The following is a 14,085-nucleotide window of genomic DNA, read 5'->3' on the forward strand; positions in this document are numbered from 1 at the left end:
GGACTGGCCCTAAAATTATTTTTATGCAAATAGATGTCAGACTTCTGACAATATGCTATAATTTTTTAGGTTAAAGATACATACTAAAGGGTAAAATAGGATGATTAATTCATATATAGGAGGTAATTAAATGTCCACATATCCATTTAAAAGGGTATTCCTAATTGTGATGGATTCAGTCGGAATTGGTGAAGCTCCTGATGCTGAAAAATTCGGCGATTTAGGTGCCCATACTTTTGGTCATATAGCTGAAAAGATGAATGGTCTCCATATGCCAAATATGGGGAAACTTGGCTTGAGCAACATCGAAGAAATTAAAGGTATTGATAAAGCAGACAAGCCGATGGCTCATTATACGAAAATGCAGGAAGCATCAAACGGCAAGGATACAATGACTGGTCACTGGGAAATCATGGGCCTGCGTATTGACACACCGTTTCGTGTTTTCCCGGAAGGATTCCCGGATGAGCTGTTAAATGAATTAAAAGCAAAAACAGGCAGAGAAATTATCGGCAATAAACCTGCCAGCGGTACGGAAATTTTAGATGAGCTTGGCGAAGAGCATATGAAAACAGGAGCCTTGATTGTCTATACATCAGCTGATTCTGTCCTGCAAATTGCAGCACATGAAGAAGTTGTACCATTAAAGGAGCTTTACGAGATTTGTGAAATTGCAAGAGAATTGACACTTGATGAGAAGTATATGGTAGGCAGAATTATTGCAAGACCGTTTGTCGGTGAACCAGGCAGCTTTAAAAGAACAGCAAACCGCCATGATTATGCGTTGAAGCCGTTTGAAAGAACAGTAATGAACGAACTGAAAGACAGCGGTTTTGACAGCATTGCTATCGGTAAAATCTCTGATATATATGATGGCGAAGGTGTTACTAAGTCACTAAGAACCGTATCGAATATGGATGGGATGGATAAGCTGCTTGAAACTTTACATATGGACTTTACGGGATTAAGCTTCTTAAATCTTGTCGATTTTGATGCTCTTTACGGACATAGACGTGATCCAATCGGCTATGGCAAGGCGCTTGAGGAATATGATGAAAGGCTTTCAGAAGTGCTGCCGCTCTTAAACGAGGATGATTTGCTGATTATCACAGCAGACCACGGAAATGATCCTGTCCATCATGGAACTGACCATACGAGAGAGTATGTGCCGCTGTTAGTATACAACAAAAAAATCAGTGCAGGACAACAGCTTCCGTTAAGAGAAACGTTCGCGGACATTGGCGCAACGATTGCAGAAAACTTTAATGTCTCTATGCCAAAAAACGGAAAGAGCTTTTTAAAAGAGTTAATATAAGGAGCAGTGAACATGGATTATACTAAAATTAAACAATCAGCAGACTTTTTGAAGGGAAAATATTCCGCTGTGCCAAAAATTGGCCTCATCTTAGGCTCAGGACTTGGTGTTCTAGCTGAAGAAATCGAAAATGCTGTAAAAATTCCGTACGAGCAAATTCCAGAATTCCCAGTTTCAACAGTAGAAGGCCATGCTGGTCAGCTTGTATTTGGAACAATTGGCGGTGTGGAAGTTGTTGCAATGCAAGGGAGATTCCATTATTACGAAGGGTACACTTTTGAAAAAGTGACATTCCCAGTTCGTGTTATGAAAGAATTAGGTGTCGAAAACTTAATCGTAACAAATGCAGCAGGCGGTGTGAATGAATCATACGCTCCTGGAGACTTAATGCTTATTTCAGATCATATTAATAATATGGGAACAAACCCGCTTATCGGCCCAAATGATTCTGCCCTAGGCGTTAGATTCCCTGATATGTCTGAAGCATATTGCAAAAATTTACGTTCAACAGCTAAGGAAATCGCTGCAAGCATCGGCTTAAAGGTACAAGAAGGCGTATATGTCGGTAACACAGGTCCATCGTATGAAACACCGGCAGAGGTTAGAATGCTTAGAGTTCTTGGCGGAGATGCAGTCGGTATGTCAACAGTTCCAGAGGTAATTGTTGCTAGACATGCTGGACTTAAAGTCCTTGGAATCTCTTGTATTTCCAACATGGCAGCAGGTATTCTTGACCAGCCGTTGAATCATGAAGAAGTAATTGAAACGACAGAAAAAGTTAAAGCAGACTTCCTTAAATATGTGAAAGAATTGGTTACAAAAATCGGCGAATAGTAGATAAGGGGATTCTCACTATGAAAATGCGAATGGTTGATTTAATTGAGAAAAAACGTGATGGACGCGAATTGACGGAAGAGGAAATTTCTTTCATTATCAACGGCTATACAGATGGTACAATACCTGATTATCAAATCAGTGCATTTACAATGGCAGTGTTTTTTCAAGGCATGACCGAGAAGGAACGAGCTGATTTAACAATGGCAATGGTTCATTCCGGTGATGTAATCGACCTGTCGGCAATTGAAGGAATCAAAGTTGACAAACATTCTACTGGCGGTGTCGGCGATACGACGACACTTGTACTCGGCCCGCTCGTTGCGGCTGTAGGCGTTCCTGTTGCGAAAATGAGCGGCAGGGGTCTTGGCCATACTGGCGGAACGATTGATAAATTAGAAGCAGTAAAAGGTTTCCATGTGGAAATCGATAAAGAAGAATTTATTAAACTAGTAAATAAAAATAAGGTTGCTGTCATTGGTCAAAGCGGCAATCTGACTCCTGCTGATAAGAAATTGTATGCTTTAAGAGATGTTACGGCAACAGTAAACAGTATTCCTCTTATTGCAAGCAGCATAATGAGCAAAAAAATCGCTGCCGGTGCTGACGCGATTTGTCTTGATGTTAAAACAGGGGCAGGAGCTTTTATGAAGTCATTGGATGACTCAAGGGAACTTGCAGAAGCAATGGTTCGAATCGGCAATAATGTCGGCCGCAAGACGATGGCAATTATTTCTGACATGAGCCAGCCGCTTGGATTTGCCATCGGTAATGCTTTAGAAGTGAAGGAAGCAATCGATACATTAAAGGGTCAAGGACCAGCAGACTTAACAGAGCTTTGTCTCACTCTAGGCTCTCAGATGGTGTATTTAGCGGAGAAGGCTGAAAATATTGAAACAGCAAGAGAAATGCTCGAGGATGCAATTAAGAGCGGCAAAGCCTTGGAAACGTTCAAGCTGTTTTTAGAATCACAAGGCGGCGATTCAAGTGTTGTGGATGAGCCTGAGCGTCTTCCACAAGCACAATACAAGCTTGAGCTACCTGCAAAGGAGTCCGGCTATGTGGCAGAAATCACGGCTGATAGTATCGGAACAGCAGCGATGATTCTAGGTGCTGGCAGAGCGACGAAGGAGTCAGAAATTGACTTAGCTGTTGGATTGGTTCTAAACAAGAAAATCGGTGACAAGGTGGAAGCAGGCGAATCCCTTGTGACGATTTATAGTAATACAGACAATGTCGATGATGTTAAACAAAGATTATATGAGCATATTAAAGTGACAGATCAAAAAGTAGATGCTCCTGAATTAATTTATGAAGTAATTTCAGGCTAAATAAAGCAGGAAGGAAGGTCGAGGCGAACTCGATCTTCTTTTATAGCAAACTAATTAGACGGGTATCTAATTAGTTTGCTATAATGACATTAATTACTTGAGGAGGGTGCTGCTTGTGAATATAGAGTTGACGAAAGTAAAAGTGAAAAAAGGTAAATCTGCAGTCGTGGATAAATGGATGGCGCTTCTAAATAAGGAAATGGACAAGGTGCTGCTGACGTTGGAAGATGAAAAAATGTATGTGGAAACAATCTTTCGGGAGGTTACAGGCGGTGAGGAATTTCTTTATTGGTACTCAATCCAAGGTGAAGGGGGAGCTTTGTTAGCGGAATCCAAACATGAAATAGATAACCTTCATATTGCCTATTGGGAGGAATGTATAGACAAGGAATATGAGCCAGTACATATGAAAAATGAGCTTGTCATGATACAGAATAAAGTGATGGATGTTCTTCAATAAAAATGTTTTCGTCAGATTTCCTGACTGATTAGTGGCACGAATTAAAAAGATGGGTTATGCTTTTAAAATACAGAATATTCATTCTTCTTTTTGCAACTAATTGATTAGGAGGCTTTATATGAGTAAAACAGATGTAGTAGAGTGGCTGAACGAACATGAACAATTCTTTACAGACATGGCGAAGGATATATGGGAACATCCGCAGCTTGCTTATGAGGAAACGCATGCTGTCGGGCTGCAAATAGCAGCACTGCAAAATGCCGGGTTTACGGTTACAAAAAATGCAGGAGGCTCAGAAACGGCTTTTATTGCAGAGTTTGGTAGCGGCAGTCCAGTCATCGGCATATTAGGAGAATATGATGCATTGCCAGGTCTTTCTCAAACCGTATCGCCAGTTCGGGAGGAAATAGTTGCAAACGGTCCAGGCCATGGCTGCGGACACAATCTATTAGGGACAGCAGGGGTGGCAGCAGTTATTGCCTTAAAAGAGAAAATGGCAGAGGAAAGCCTCACTGGAACGATTCGTTATTATGGCTGTCCGGCCGAAGAGGTTCTGTCAGGCAAGACCTTTATGGCAAGAGAAGGTGTATTTGATGATTTAGATTGTGCCCTTACTTGGCACCCAGGTACTGCTAATATGACGTCAAACTTTAGCATGCAAGCAATGGTGTCAATTAAATTCCATTTCAGCGGAATTGCAGCACATGCTGCAGGAGCTCCTCATGCCGGCAGAAGTGCACTTGATGCCGTGGAAATCATGAATATTGGCAGCAATTATTTGCGAGAACATATCCTCGATGGCTCGAGAATACATTATGTCATTACTAATGGAGGTCTTGCTCCTAATGTTGTTCCAGATGCTAGCACCGTGTGGTATTATATCCGGGCTGCCACAAAGGAACAAGTGGACGAATTGCTTGAAAGGGTAAAAAAATGTGCCGATGGAGCGGCCATAATGACAGAAACGACAGTTCGTTCTGAAATTCTTGCTTTCGCCTATGAAACATTGCCCAACGATACATTAAACGGGCTAATGCTGAAAAATATGGAGGAAAACCCGTTATTCTTTACAGAAGAGGAAAAACAATTTGCAAGTGAAGTTATCGCTTCCATTGACCCAAGTATCGTTGCTACATCTAAACAGCGCATTGCAGCATTCACAGATGATCTCCTTCCAACAGTCAATATTGACGATCAAAGAATGAAAGGTGTATCAATCGGCGGTTCAACAGATGTCGGCGATGTAAGCTGGATCACCCCTGTAGGACAAGTGATGACAACTTGTGCACCGGTAGGAGTTCAAGCGCATTCCTGGCAAGCAACGGCTTGTTATGGCAGCTCTATCGGCTTTAAAGGAATGCATTTAGCTGCCAAAACAATGGCTTTAACACTTTATGATTTGTTGGAAGATCATTCTTTAATAGACGAAGCTAAACAAGAGTTTGCAAAAACATCGGCTGTGAAACTTTATGAGCCTGGAATACCGGCAGATGTAATGCCGCCAAATCAAGTGAGACAGCTTATCCACGAATAATTGCATACAAAAAGGGAAGCGTTAAAATTAGCCTCCCTTTTTTTCTTATTGCTTTGTTAATATCTCTGGCCCATTTGCTGTGATTGCGAGCGTATGCTCATATTGAGCTGAGAGACTGCCGTCTACTGTTCTTGCAGTCCAGCCATCTAAATCAACCTTCGCATGATACATTCCGGTATTTAACATTGGTTCTATCGTGATAACCATGCCTTCTTTCAGCCTTCTACCCAAATTTGGAGGACCAAAATGAGGAATTTGCGGCTCTTCATGCATGTCTCTGCCAATCGCATGGCCGACAAAGTCGCGAACAACGGCATAGCCTTTTGACTCTGCAAAGGTTTGGATGGCATGGGAAATGTCGCCGACCCTGTTTCCTACAACTGCTTGCTCTATCCCTTTATACAGGGCCTCTTCTGTCGTTTTCAGCAAGTTTTGCGCTTCCTCCGAAATCGTTCCGACCGCATAGGACCAGGCAGAATCGGCAAGCCATCCGTCTAAATTCACCACCATATCAATTGTAACGATATCGCCATTTTTCAAAGCAGTCTTGTTTGGAAATCCGTGGCAAATAACATCGTTGACAGATGCGCATGTCGCAAAAGGATAACCGTGATATCCCTTCTGCTCAGGTGTTGCTCCTCTTTTTGTGATATATTCTTCTGCAAATCTATCAATCTCAAGTGTTGTAATGCCAGGTTTAATTAACTTGCGGATTTCCTTATGGCAATCTGCAAGGATTTCCCCGGCTTTCTTCATCTTTTCGATTTGCTCCTTTGTTTTTATTTGAATCAAAATTTCTCCTCCTTTATTTCGAAAAAACCACTAAGTTAATACAGCTTATTTCTATAGCCGAACTATTTATATAACAGTCTAAAAATAGCTTAAATGCATGATTGTGTCAAGGATACTCACTCCTCGTGCGCACAGTAGTCTTCCTAAGAAAAATATTTATAGCTGACTGTATAAAAAAAACATGATTGGAAAAAATGGGACAGTATATAGAATGGAGGGTCTTTGAGATGAAACGCATCGCAACAATCTTTTTAACCATGTTACTATTTGCATCTATGTTGGCACCAAGCACACTTGCTGCAGAGAAAAGTAGTGAATTGGTGGACAATGTTAAATCAGCTATTTTGATTGACAGAGACACTGGGACAGTACTATATGAGAAAAACAGCAATGAAGAGCTGCCGCCGGCAAGTATGACAAAAATAATGACTATGCTTTTAATCATGGAAGCACTCGATCAAGGTAAACTCAAAATAGACGAGAAAATCAGGACGAGTGAACATGCAGCTTCAATGGGCGGCTCCCAAATCTTCTTGGAGCCTGGAGAAGAAATGACAACAGAGGAAATGCTTAAAGGCATTGCAATCGGGTCTGGGAATGATGCAGCAGTGGCAGTAGCCGAAAGACTTGCTGGCTCAGAAGAAGCATTTGTAGAAATGATGAACAAAAAAGCGAGCAGTTTAGGATTGAAGAATACAGCATTCAAGAATGTCACAGGCCTCCCGGTCGATGAGCATTACAGCACAGCACATGATATGGCTATCATGGCGAAGGAATTATTGAAATATGAGGATATCACTAAATTTACAGGTACATATGAGGCGTACTTGCGAGAAGACTCTGACAAGAAGTTCTGGCTTGTAAATACTAATCGTCTTGTTAAGTTTTATCCTGGAGTAGACGGCTTGAAAACGGGATTCACGAAAGAAGCAAAATACTGCCTGACAGCAACTGCCCAAAAGAATGGAATGCGTGTGATTGCTGTTGTTTTTGGTGCGCCTACATCAAAAGAGCGGAATGCACAAGTAACAAAAATGCTTGATTATGCATTTAGCCAATACGAAACGCATCCAGTCTATAAGAGGAATGAGCTTATCGGCAAAGTAAATGTAAGCAAAGGGGACCAAAAACAGGCATCAGCCGTTACAAGCGAACCAATCTCTCTATTGACGAAAAAGGGAGAAAAGGTTGATGACGTAGAGAAAAAAATCGTCATGAACAAAAACTTAAAAGCTCCAATTGCAAAGGGTCAGGAAATCGGCAAGGTCCAGTTTGTGAAAGATGGCAAGACAATCGTGGAAAGTCCGCTCGTATCGCAAACAGAAATTAAAGAAGCAGGCTGGTGGACACTGTTTAAACGAACTGCCGGTATGTTTACAAAAACGCAATAAGCTTGCTAAAACTGTCAGCATTCCTCTTTTTTTAGCGAATCAACACTAGTTTTGTCTTGCTTGAAGGAAATGCAGGATTAAAGGTAGAATTGACTCACTAACCTAAAAAGAGGAGGCTATGGATAGTGAGTCTTAATATTGAGCTGGAAACAAAAAACAATGTTCTTTGTATTCGTTTAGCAGGGGAATTAGATCATCACTACGCAGAAGAGCTGCGCACAAAAGCGACTGATGCGATAGAGAGCAGAAATATTCGCCATATTGTTTTAAACTTAGAGCATTTATCATTTATGGATAGTTCAGGCTTAGGAGTAATCTTAGGCAGATATAAACAAATAAAGCAGCTAGGCGGAGAAATGGTGATTTGCGCAATCTCCCCGAGTGTACAACGGTTGTTTGATATGTCTGGCATGTTTAAGATAATGAAGCTGGAAACAAATGAACAATTTGCACTTGAAAGATTGGGGGTTGCATAAATGAGAAATGAAATGCATTTGCAATTCAGCGCACAAAGCCAAAACGAATCCTTCGCAAGGGTAACTGTCGCTGCTTTTATTACACAGCTTGATCCAACGATGGATGAGTTGACAGAAATCAAAACAGTCGTATCAGAAGCGGTCACAAACTGTATTATTCATGGTTATGAAAATGACCCTGACGGGATTGTCTACATTTCAGTCATTATGGAAGATTCCTTTATCGATTTGACCATTCGTGATGATGGAAGAGGAATTATGGATGTAGAAGAAGCAAGACAGCCGTTATTTACGACAAAGCCTGAATTGGAAAGATCCGGAATGGGATTCACCATCATGGAAAATTTTATGGACGAAATTGAAGTGCATTCTAGCCCAGAAAATGGAACTGAGATCCGCCTGCGCAAGCATTTAATAAAGAGCAAAATGCTAAGCAATTAAGGAGAATCGCTTATGGATGTGGAGGTAAAAAAGGAGAAAGAAACGTATTTAAAAGACCATGAAGTGAAGGAGCTTATCAAAAGAAGCCAAGATGGCGATCAGTCAGCTAGAGACACAATAGTCCAGAAGAATATGCGACTTGTATGGTCAGTCGTGCAAAGGTTTTTGAACAGAGGCTACGATCCGGATGACTTATTTCAGATCGGTTGTATCGGATTGCTTAAATCAGTAGATAAATTTGATTTAAGCTATGATGTGAAGTTCTCGACCTATGCAGTCCCGATGATCATTGGCGAAATTCAGCGCTTTATCCGTGATGACGGAACCGTGAAAGTGAGCCGCTCCTTAAAGGAACTGAGCAATAAAATCAGGAAAGCAAAAGATGAACTCTCCAAGCAGTACGGCCGTACACCAACTGTTGGAGAGATTTCAGAGCATCTTGATATTCCGCCGGAAGATATTGTCTTAGCACAAGAGGCCGCCAGAACACCGTCCTCTATCCATGAGACAGTATATGAAAACGACGGCGATCCTATTACCCTTCTAGACCAGATAGATGATGGCAATGAGGGCAAATGGTTTGATAAAATCGCCCTGCAAGAGGCGATTAGGGAGCTCGACGAAAGAGAAAGGCTGATTGTGTATTTGCGCTATTACAAAGATCAGACACAATCTGAAGTTGCAACCCGGCTTGGAATATCCCAAGTCCAAGTATCACGCCTTGAGAAAAAAATATTGCTACAAATGAAAGAGCAGATGGATATTTAATATCCATCTGCTCTTTTTATATGGAAATATTACCAAAAAAATTATCATTATAAATTGCCCACATTAAGCAAATACTACCATCATCGTAAAAACATTAGATGATTGGATGTGTTGATGAATGGCTGAGACAGTCTATATTCGGATGAGAAATCGTATCGAAAAAAGATTGAATGAAGATGTGCTGCTGAAGGATTTAGCCCAAGTAATAGCTGCTGATAGCTTAATGGAACAATTGAATAATTTGGTAATCTATTCTATTTCAGAAAGTGACCGTAACATCATCATCATCGACAGCACAAGGGTAATTAAGGCAATACGCAGCTTCAATCTAAACTTGGAGATACAGATTATCGGTCCTGCACAAACCATCATTGAAGTCATCCTCAAAAAAAAAGAAGTGTCTATACCGCTGTTCCTTTTGGTTTGGCTGCTCCTTTTTATTGGCTCTGCCTTGACTATTATGAATTTTCATGAAGACGTCAGCATGCAGGCAGTCCACCAAAAGCTGTATAAAATCATTACAGGAAAAGAGGTAGAAAAGCCTCTCATCTTCCAAATTCCCTATAGTCTAGGTTTAGGCTTAGGAATGATCATTTTTTTCAACCATGTATTCAAAAAGCGTTTTAATGAGGAACCAAGCCCCCTGGAAGTAGAAGTTTTCTCTTATCAGCAAGCTTTGGACCAATATGTCATCATGCATGAAAATAAAGAAAGCATGAAAAAATTAGATGATCATTAAAATACTTGCTGTCCTTTTTATTGGGGGAGCTTGGGGAATAACAGTCGGAGCCGGTTATGTTGCTTTTTTAACCGTCTTTGGGATTATTCCGAGATTGACGCAGCTGACGAAAACAGGAAGTAAGATATATTCCTATGAATGGTCTGTCGTCTGCGGTGCAGTCTGCGGTACATTCGTCTTTTTGAGAGAACCAGCCTTCTCATTACCAGCCATTCTGTTAACAGTAATGGGTCTAGCCGGTGGAATCTATATAGGTATGATTGCTGCAGCACTTACAGAAGTATTAAATGTTTTTCCTCTTCTCGCAAAAAGGGTAAGCCTCGATGATCGGCTACTCGTATTGATGATGGCACTTGTCTTTGGTAAAATCTTTGGCTCCTTATTTCACTGGATGTATTTTGCACCGTAGATTCTAGCAAAGTGTCAAAGAAAGGAATTTGCAGATGGGTACAAAAAGAAAAATTATTTTAATAACAGATGGAGACGAATATGCAAAACGAGCAGTTGAAATGGTGGCAAAAGAAGTGGGAGGCCGCTGCATTTCTACGTCATTTGGAAATCCCTCCACCCATAGTGGACCGGAGATTTTAAATCTCATAAAAAAAGCCAAAAATGATCCCGTATTAGTGATGTTTGATGATAGTGGCTATGTGGGTGAGGGGGCAGGCGAGACAGCTTTGAAATACATAGCAGCACACAAGGATGTGGAAGTGCTTGGGGTAATTGCTGTTGCAAGCAGAACGAGAAGAGAGGAATGGACAAGGATTGATGTGGCAATCGACCAAGATGGCAATCTGACTCCTTACGGTGTAGATAAGCTTGGCATTCCAGAGTATGAGATAGGAAGAATGAGCGGTGATACTGTCTACAGTCTCGATAGTCTCGACTTGCCTTTAGTTGTCGGCATCGGTGATATAGGCAAAATGGGCAAAAGAGATTCCTATGAAAAAGGTGCACCAATAACACGAATTGCAGTGGAATATATTTTAGAAAGAAGTGGATTTTATGAGCAAGGAAACACATGATATGGAGACTATTTTTAGAAGGCTCTGCGATGTAGAAAAGTACATGACCGACAGGGTAGGCTTAGGTGTCAGCTTTGACCTTGGAGTGAGAAAAATCAGTGTTCTCCATCATGAGGTAAATGTGTACTATGTGAACGGACTCGTTGACAGTGCCATCATTTCTCAGCTTTTAGAACAGCTATTATTTTTAAATGATGAAGAACGTGTACATCAATCAGATGACTTTTTTAAAATTATTGAAAACCAGCTTGTGCACCACCAAGTAAAGCCCCTGGAAAAAATGGATGAGCTTGTAGACCAAGTGCTGTCTGGTTTAGTTGTTGCAGTCATGGAAGGCTATGAAAAAGGTATTGCCATCGATGTAAGAAGCTATCCTGGCAGAACTCCGCAGGAACCGGATACAGAAAAGGTTATCCGCGGTTCTCGTGATGGTTTTGTCGAGAATATTATCGTAAATACGGCAATTACAAGAAGACGAATACGTGATGAGCGGCTCCGTTTTGAGATTATGAAGGTCGGAGAACGGTCAAAAACTGATGTGGCAATTGGTTATATTAAAGATATTGCTGATCCAGATCTAGTTGCAATCATTAAAAAGGAGCTAGAGCAAATAAATGTTGATGGCATCTCGATGGCAGACAAGACAATTGAGGAGTTTTTGCTAAAGCAAGGTTACAATCCATATCCTCTAGTCCGCTACACAGAAAGAGCAGATGTCACAGCCAATCATTTGCTAGAAGGCCATGTTGTCATATATGTTGATACATCACCGAGTGTTATTATTACACCTGCTACGTTCTTTCATCATTTGCAGCATGCTGAGGAATATCGACAAGCTCCAATGGTCGGCACATTTGTGCGCTGGGTTCGCTTTTTAGGTGTTATCGCTTCCTTGTTTTTCTTGCCATTGTGGTTCCTTGTTACACTTGAGCCGTCTTTGCTGCCGGAAAACCTGGCCTTTATCGGACCGACAGAGCGTACCCACTTGCCGATTATTGTTCAGTTATTTATTGCTGACTTCGGTTTAGAATTCTTAAGGATTGCAGCCATTCATACACCGACACCGCTGTCGACCGCTATGGGCTTAATTGCGGCCGTTATGATTGGGCAAATCGCCATTGATGTTGGTTTGTTTGTACCAGAAGTTATTCTTTATGTGTCAGTGGCAGCAATCGGGAATTTTGCGACTCCAAGTTATGAATTAGGGATTGCCAATAAGCTCGTACGCTTTGTTCTCTTAATATTAGTCGCTATATTCCATACTCCAGGTTTTGTTGTCGGCTGTACTTTGTATGTTCTGTTTTTAGCAAGCTTGCGCACATTGAATGTTCCATATCTATGGCCTTTCATTCCGTTTTATCCAAAGGCGCTACTTAATATTCTTATCAGAAGAACAGTTCCTAGTAGTAAATTAAGACCAAGCCATGCACATGCTCAAGACCGTAATAAATAGAAATATCCAATAAAAAGAGGATTGAGAAATGGGTTTATTTATGATACATTTGTTTAATCAAGTAGGCTGTTAAATAATTGGACATAAAAAGGCAGACAGTTCGAAAGGGGAACTGTCTGCTTGTTTCTTATTTTTTCATCTTAGCCTTTCATATCAATCTTAGGGAGAATCGAGGGGGATATATGCATTATTATGGAACTTCCAGTGTGAACGAAGCTGGCCATTTGGAAATTGGCGGTGTTGACACAGTGAAAATAGTCGAAGAATTCGGAACACCAGTATATGTATATGATGTTGCACTTATCAGAGAACGAGCAAGAGGATTTAAGGATACATTCGCTAAACGAGGTATTCCGGCACAGGTTGCTTATGCAAGCAAAGCATTTTCAACAATTGCAATGGTACAGCTTGCCAATGAGGAAGGGCTGTCCCTTGACGTAGTATCCGGCGGTGAGCTTTATACGGCAATTACAGCTGGTTTCCCGATGGAAAGAATCCATTTCCACGGCAATAACAAAAGCAGAGAAGAACTGCTGATGGCAATTGAGCATAAAATCGGCTGTATTGTAGTTGACAACTTTTATGAGCTTGCCTTATTGCAGGAGCTGTGTGAACAGAACCACAGCAAGATGCCGATTCTGCTTCGCGTAACACCTGGGATTGAAGCACATACACATGACTATATCCTTACAGGACAAGAGGATTCTAAATTTGGCTTTGGACTGCAAAATGGACAAGCAGAGGAAGCGATCCTTAAAGCGATGGAATCTGAAAATCTTGAGCTGTTAGGGCTGCATTGTCATATTGGCTCTCAAATTTTTGAGACAACAGGCTTTGTGCTTGCTGCAAAAAAGATTATTGGTCAGCTTTATAAATGGAAACAGGCTTTCGGCTTTGAATCTAAAGTTTTAAACCTTGGCGGGGGCTTCGGTATCAGATATACAAACGAAGACCAACCGATCCAGCCTTCAGAATATGTGGAAGAGATTATTACTGAAGTGGAGAAAAATATGAATCAATTTGGCATGAGCATGCCGGAAATTTGGATTGAGCCAGGCAGATCACTAGTTGGGGATGCAGGCACAACTCTATATAAGATTGGTTCGAGAAAAGAAGTTCCAGAAGTGCGCCAATACTTAGCGATTGATGGAGGAATGACAGATAACATCCGTCCGGCATTGTATGATGCGAAATATGAGGCTGTTTTGGCAAATAAACCTTTGGTTGAAGCAGAAGAAACGGTGTCCATCGCTGGTAAATGCTGTGAATCAGGAGATATGCTAATTTGGGATCTACCACTGCCCAAAGCAGGAGAACAAGATATTTTAGCAGTGTTCTGCACAGGTGCATATGGTTATTCTATGGCTAATAACTATAACCGAATTCCAAGACCTCCAGTCGTTTTTGTGGAAAACAAGGAAGCGGTTCTTGTTGTAAAAAGAGAGACGTATGAGGACATAGTTCGTCTGGATTTACCTTTGAAAGAGAAGGCGTCTGTAAATAAATAAGAAAAAGGAAGTGCATTT

The 14,085-nt window shown here is 41.1% G+C and carries 15 protein-coding genes; 14 read left to right on the forward strand and 1 reads right to left on the reverse strand.

The window, feature by feature from the left end:
• Nucleotides 1-130 precede the first annotated feature (130 nt).
• From deoB to M3600_RS12325, 5 genes are all read left to right on the forward strand, one after another.
• Nucleotides 131-1,315: a phosphopentomutase gene (gene deoB, locus M3600_RS12305; protein ID WP_251646237.1), complete on the forward strand. Its 1,185-nt coding sequence runs from the start codon at nucleotides 131-133 to the stop codon at nucleotides 1,313-1,315.
• Between the two features lie 12 nt (nucleotides 1,316-1,327).
• Nucleotides 1,328-2,149 (forward strand): purine-nucleoside phosphorylase, encoded by an 822-nt coding sequence (locus tag M3600_RS12310; RefSeq protein WP_233313274.1) that lies wholly within the window; start codon nucleotides 1,328-1,330, stop codon nucleotides 2,147-2,149.
• 26 nt (nucleotides 2,150-2,175) lie between these two features.
• Nucleotides 2,176-3,480 (forward strand): pyrimidine-nucleoside phosphorylase, encoded by a 1,305-nt coding sequence (locus M3600_RS12315; protein WP_233314717.1) that lies wholly within the window; start codon nucleotides 2,176-2,178, stop codon nucleotides 3,478-3,480.
• Between the two features lie 115 nt (nucleotides 3,481-3,595).
• Entirely contained in the window at nucleotides 3,596-3,940 is a 345-nt protein-coding gene (locus tag M3600_RS12320; protein WP_251646239.1) for a DUF6176 family protein, read from the forward strand.
• A gap of 118 nt (nucleotides 3,941-4,058) precedes the next feature.
• Nucleotides 4,059-5,474: an amidohydrolase gene (locus M3600_RS12325; protein WP_251646241.1), complete on the forward strand. Its 1,416-nt coding sequence runs from the start codon at nucleotides 4,059-4,061 to the stop codon at nucleotides 5,472-5,474.
• A 45-nt stretch (nucleotides 5,475-5,519) separates the two neighbouring features.
• Here the strand turns inward: M3600_RS12325 and map are convergent, their stop codons facing one another.
• Nucleotides 5,520-6,266, reverse strand: a complete 747-nt coding sequence (gene map / locus M3600_RS12330) for a type I methionyl aminopeptidase (RefSeq protein WP_233313282.1) — start codon at nucleotides 6,264-6,266, stop codon at nucleotides 5,520-5,522.
• A gap of 227 nt (nucleotides 6,267-6,493) precedes the next feature.
• Here map and M3600_RS12335 point away from each other — a divergent pair, with 227 nt between their 5' ends.
• The 9 genes from M3600_RS12335 to lysA all read left to right on the forward strand — a co-directional run bounded on the left by M3600_RS12335 (nucleotide 6,494) and on the right by lysA (nucleotide 14,067).
• A complete protein-coding gene (locus tag M3600_RS12335; RefSeq protein WP_237941676.1) occupies nucleotides 6,494-7,657 on the forward strand; it encodes a D-alanyl-D-alanine carboxypeptidase family protein in 1,164 nt (387 codons plus the stop codon).
• A gap of 125 nt (nucleotides 7,658-7,782) precedes the next feature.
• Complete coding sequence (spoIIAA, locus tag M3600_RS12340; protein ID WP_233313286.1) at nucleotides 7,783-8,133, forward strand: anti-sigma F factor antagonist; 351 nt, start codon at nucleotides 7,783-7,785, stop codon at nucleotides 8,131-8,133.
• Nucleotides 8,134-8,574, forward strand: coding sequence for an anti-sigma F factor (gene spoIIAB, locus M3600_RS12345; RefSeq protein WP_233313288.1), 441 nt, complete (start codon nucleotides 8,134-8,136; stop codon nucleotides 8,572-8,574).
• 12 nt (nucleotides 8,575-8,586) lie between these two features.
• Nucleotides 8,587-9,342, forward strand: coding sequence for an RNA polymerase sporulation sigma factor SigF (sigF, locus tag M3600_RS12350; protein WP_233313290.1), 756 nt, complete (start codon nucleotides 8,587-8,589; stop codon nucleotides 9,340-9,342).
• 118 nt (nucleotides 9,343-9,460) lie between these two features.
• Complete coding sequence (locus M3600_RS12355) at nucleotides 9,461-10,081, forward strand: stage V sporulation protein AA (protein ID WP_233313291.1); 621 nt, start codon at nucleotides 9,461-9,463, stop codon at nucleotides 10,079-10,081.
• Nucleotides 10,071-10,490: a stage V sporulation protein AB gene (locus tag M3600_RS12360; protein WP_233313293.1), complete on the forward strand. Its 420-nt coding sequence runs from the start codon at nucleotides 10,071-10,073 to the stop codon at nucleotides 10,488-10,490. Before M3600_RS12355 ends, M3600_RS12360 begins: the two co-directional genes overlap by 11 nt.
• A 34-nt stretch (nucleotides 10,491-10,524) precedes the next feature.
• On the forward strand, nucleotides 10,525-11,106 hold the full coding sequence (gene spoVAEA / locus M3600_RS12365; protein ID WP_233313295.1) for a stage V sporulation protein SpoVABEA: 582 nt from the start codon (nucleotides 10,525-10,527) through the stop codon (nucleotides 11,104-11,106).
• A complete protein-coding gene (locus M3600_RS12370) occupies nucleotides 11,087-12,559 on the forward strand; it encodes a spore germination protein (RefSeq protein WP_282581399.1) in 1,473 nt (490 codons plus the stop codon). The genes spoVAEA and M3600_RS12370 overlap by 20 nt, the downstream gene beginning before the upstream one ends.
• Before the next feature lie 182 nt (nucleotides 12,560-12,741).
• Nucleotides 12,742-14,067: a diaminopimelate decarboxylase gene (gene lysA, locus M3600_RS12375; protein WP_233313303.1), complete on the forward strand. Its 1,326-nt coding sequence runs from the start codon at nucleotides 12,742-12,744 to the stop codon at nucleotides 14,065-14,067.
• The last annotated feature ends 18 nt before the right edge of the window (nucleotides 14,068-14,085 follow it).

The organism is Niallia sp. MER 6, from assembly GCF_023714395.1.
Taxonomy (GTDB): Bacteria; Bacillota; Bacilli; order Bacillales; family Cytobacillaceae; genus Niallia.

Bases quoted from the DNA above. Each gene is read 5' to 3' on its own strand.
- deoB (WP_251646237.1), top strand. From the start codon at position 131: ATGTCCACATATCCATTTAAAAGGGTATTCCTAATTGTGATGGATTCA.
- M3600_RS12310 (WP_233313274.1), top strand. From the start codon at position 1,328: ATGGATTATACTAAAATTAAACAATCAGCAGACTTTTTGAAGGGAAAA.
- M3600_RS12315 (WP_233314717.1), top strand. From the start codon at position 2,176: ATGCGAATGGTTGATTTAATTGAGAAAAAACGTGATGGACGCGAATTG.
- M3600_RS12325 (WP_251646241.1), top strand. From the start codon at position 4,059: ATGAGTAAAACAGATGTAGTAGAGTGGCTGAACGAACATGAACAATTC.
- M3600_RS12335 (WP_237941676.1), top strand. From the start codon at position 6,494: ATGAAACGCATCGCAACAATCTTTTTAACCATGTTACTATTTGCATCT.
- spoIIAB (WP_233313288.1), top strand. From the start codon at position 8,134: ATGAGAAATGAAATGCATTTGCAATTCAGCGCACAAAGCCAAAACGAA.
- sigF (WP_233313290.1), top strand. From the start codon at position 8,587: ATGGATGTGGAGGTAAAAAAGGAGAAAGAAACGTATTTAAAAGACCAT.
- M3600_RS12355 (WP_233313291.1), top strand. From the start codon at position 9,461: ATGGCTGAGACAGTCTATATTCGGATGAGAAATCGTATCGAAAAAAGA.
- M3600_RS12360 (WP_233313293.1), top strand. From the start codon at position 10,071: ATGATCATTAAAATACTTGCTGTCCTTTTTATTGGGGGAGCTTGGGGA.
- spoVAEA (WP_233313295.1), top strand. From the start codon at position 10,525: ATGGGTACAAAAAGAAAAATTATTTTAATAACAGATGGAGACGAATAT.
- M3600_RS12370 (WP_282581399.1), top strand. From the start codon at position 11,087: ATGAGCAAGGAAACACATGATATGGAGACTATTTTTAGAAGGCTCTGC.
- lysA (WP_233313303.1), top strand. From the start codon at position 12,742: ATGCATTATTATGGAACTTCCAGTGTGAACGAAGCTGGCCATTTGGAA.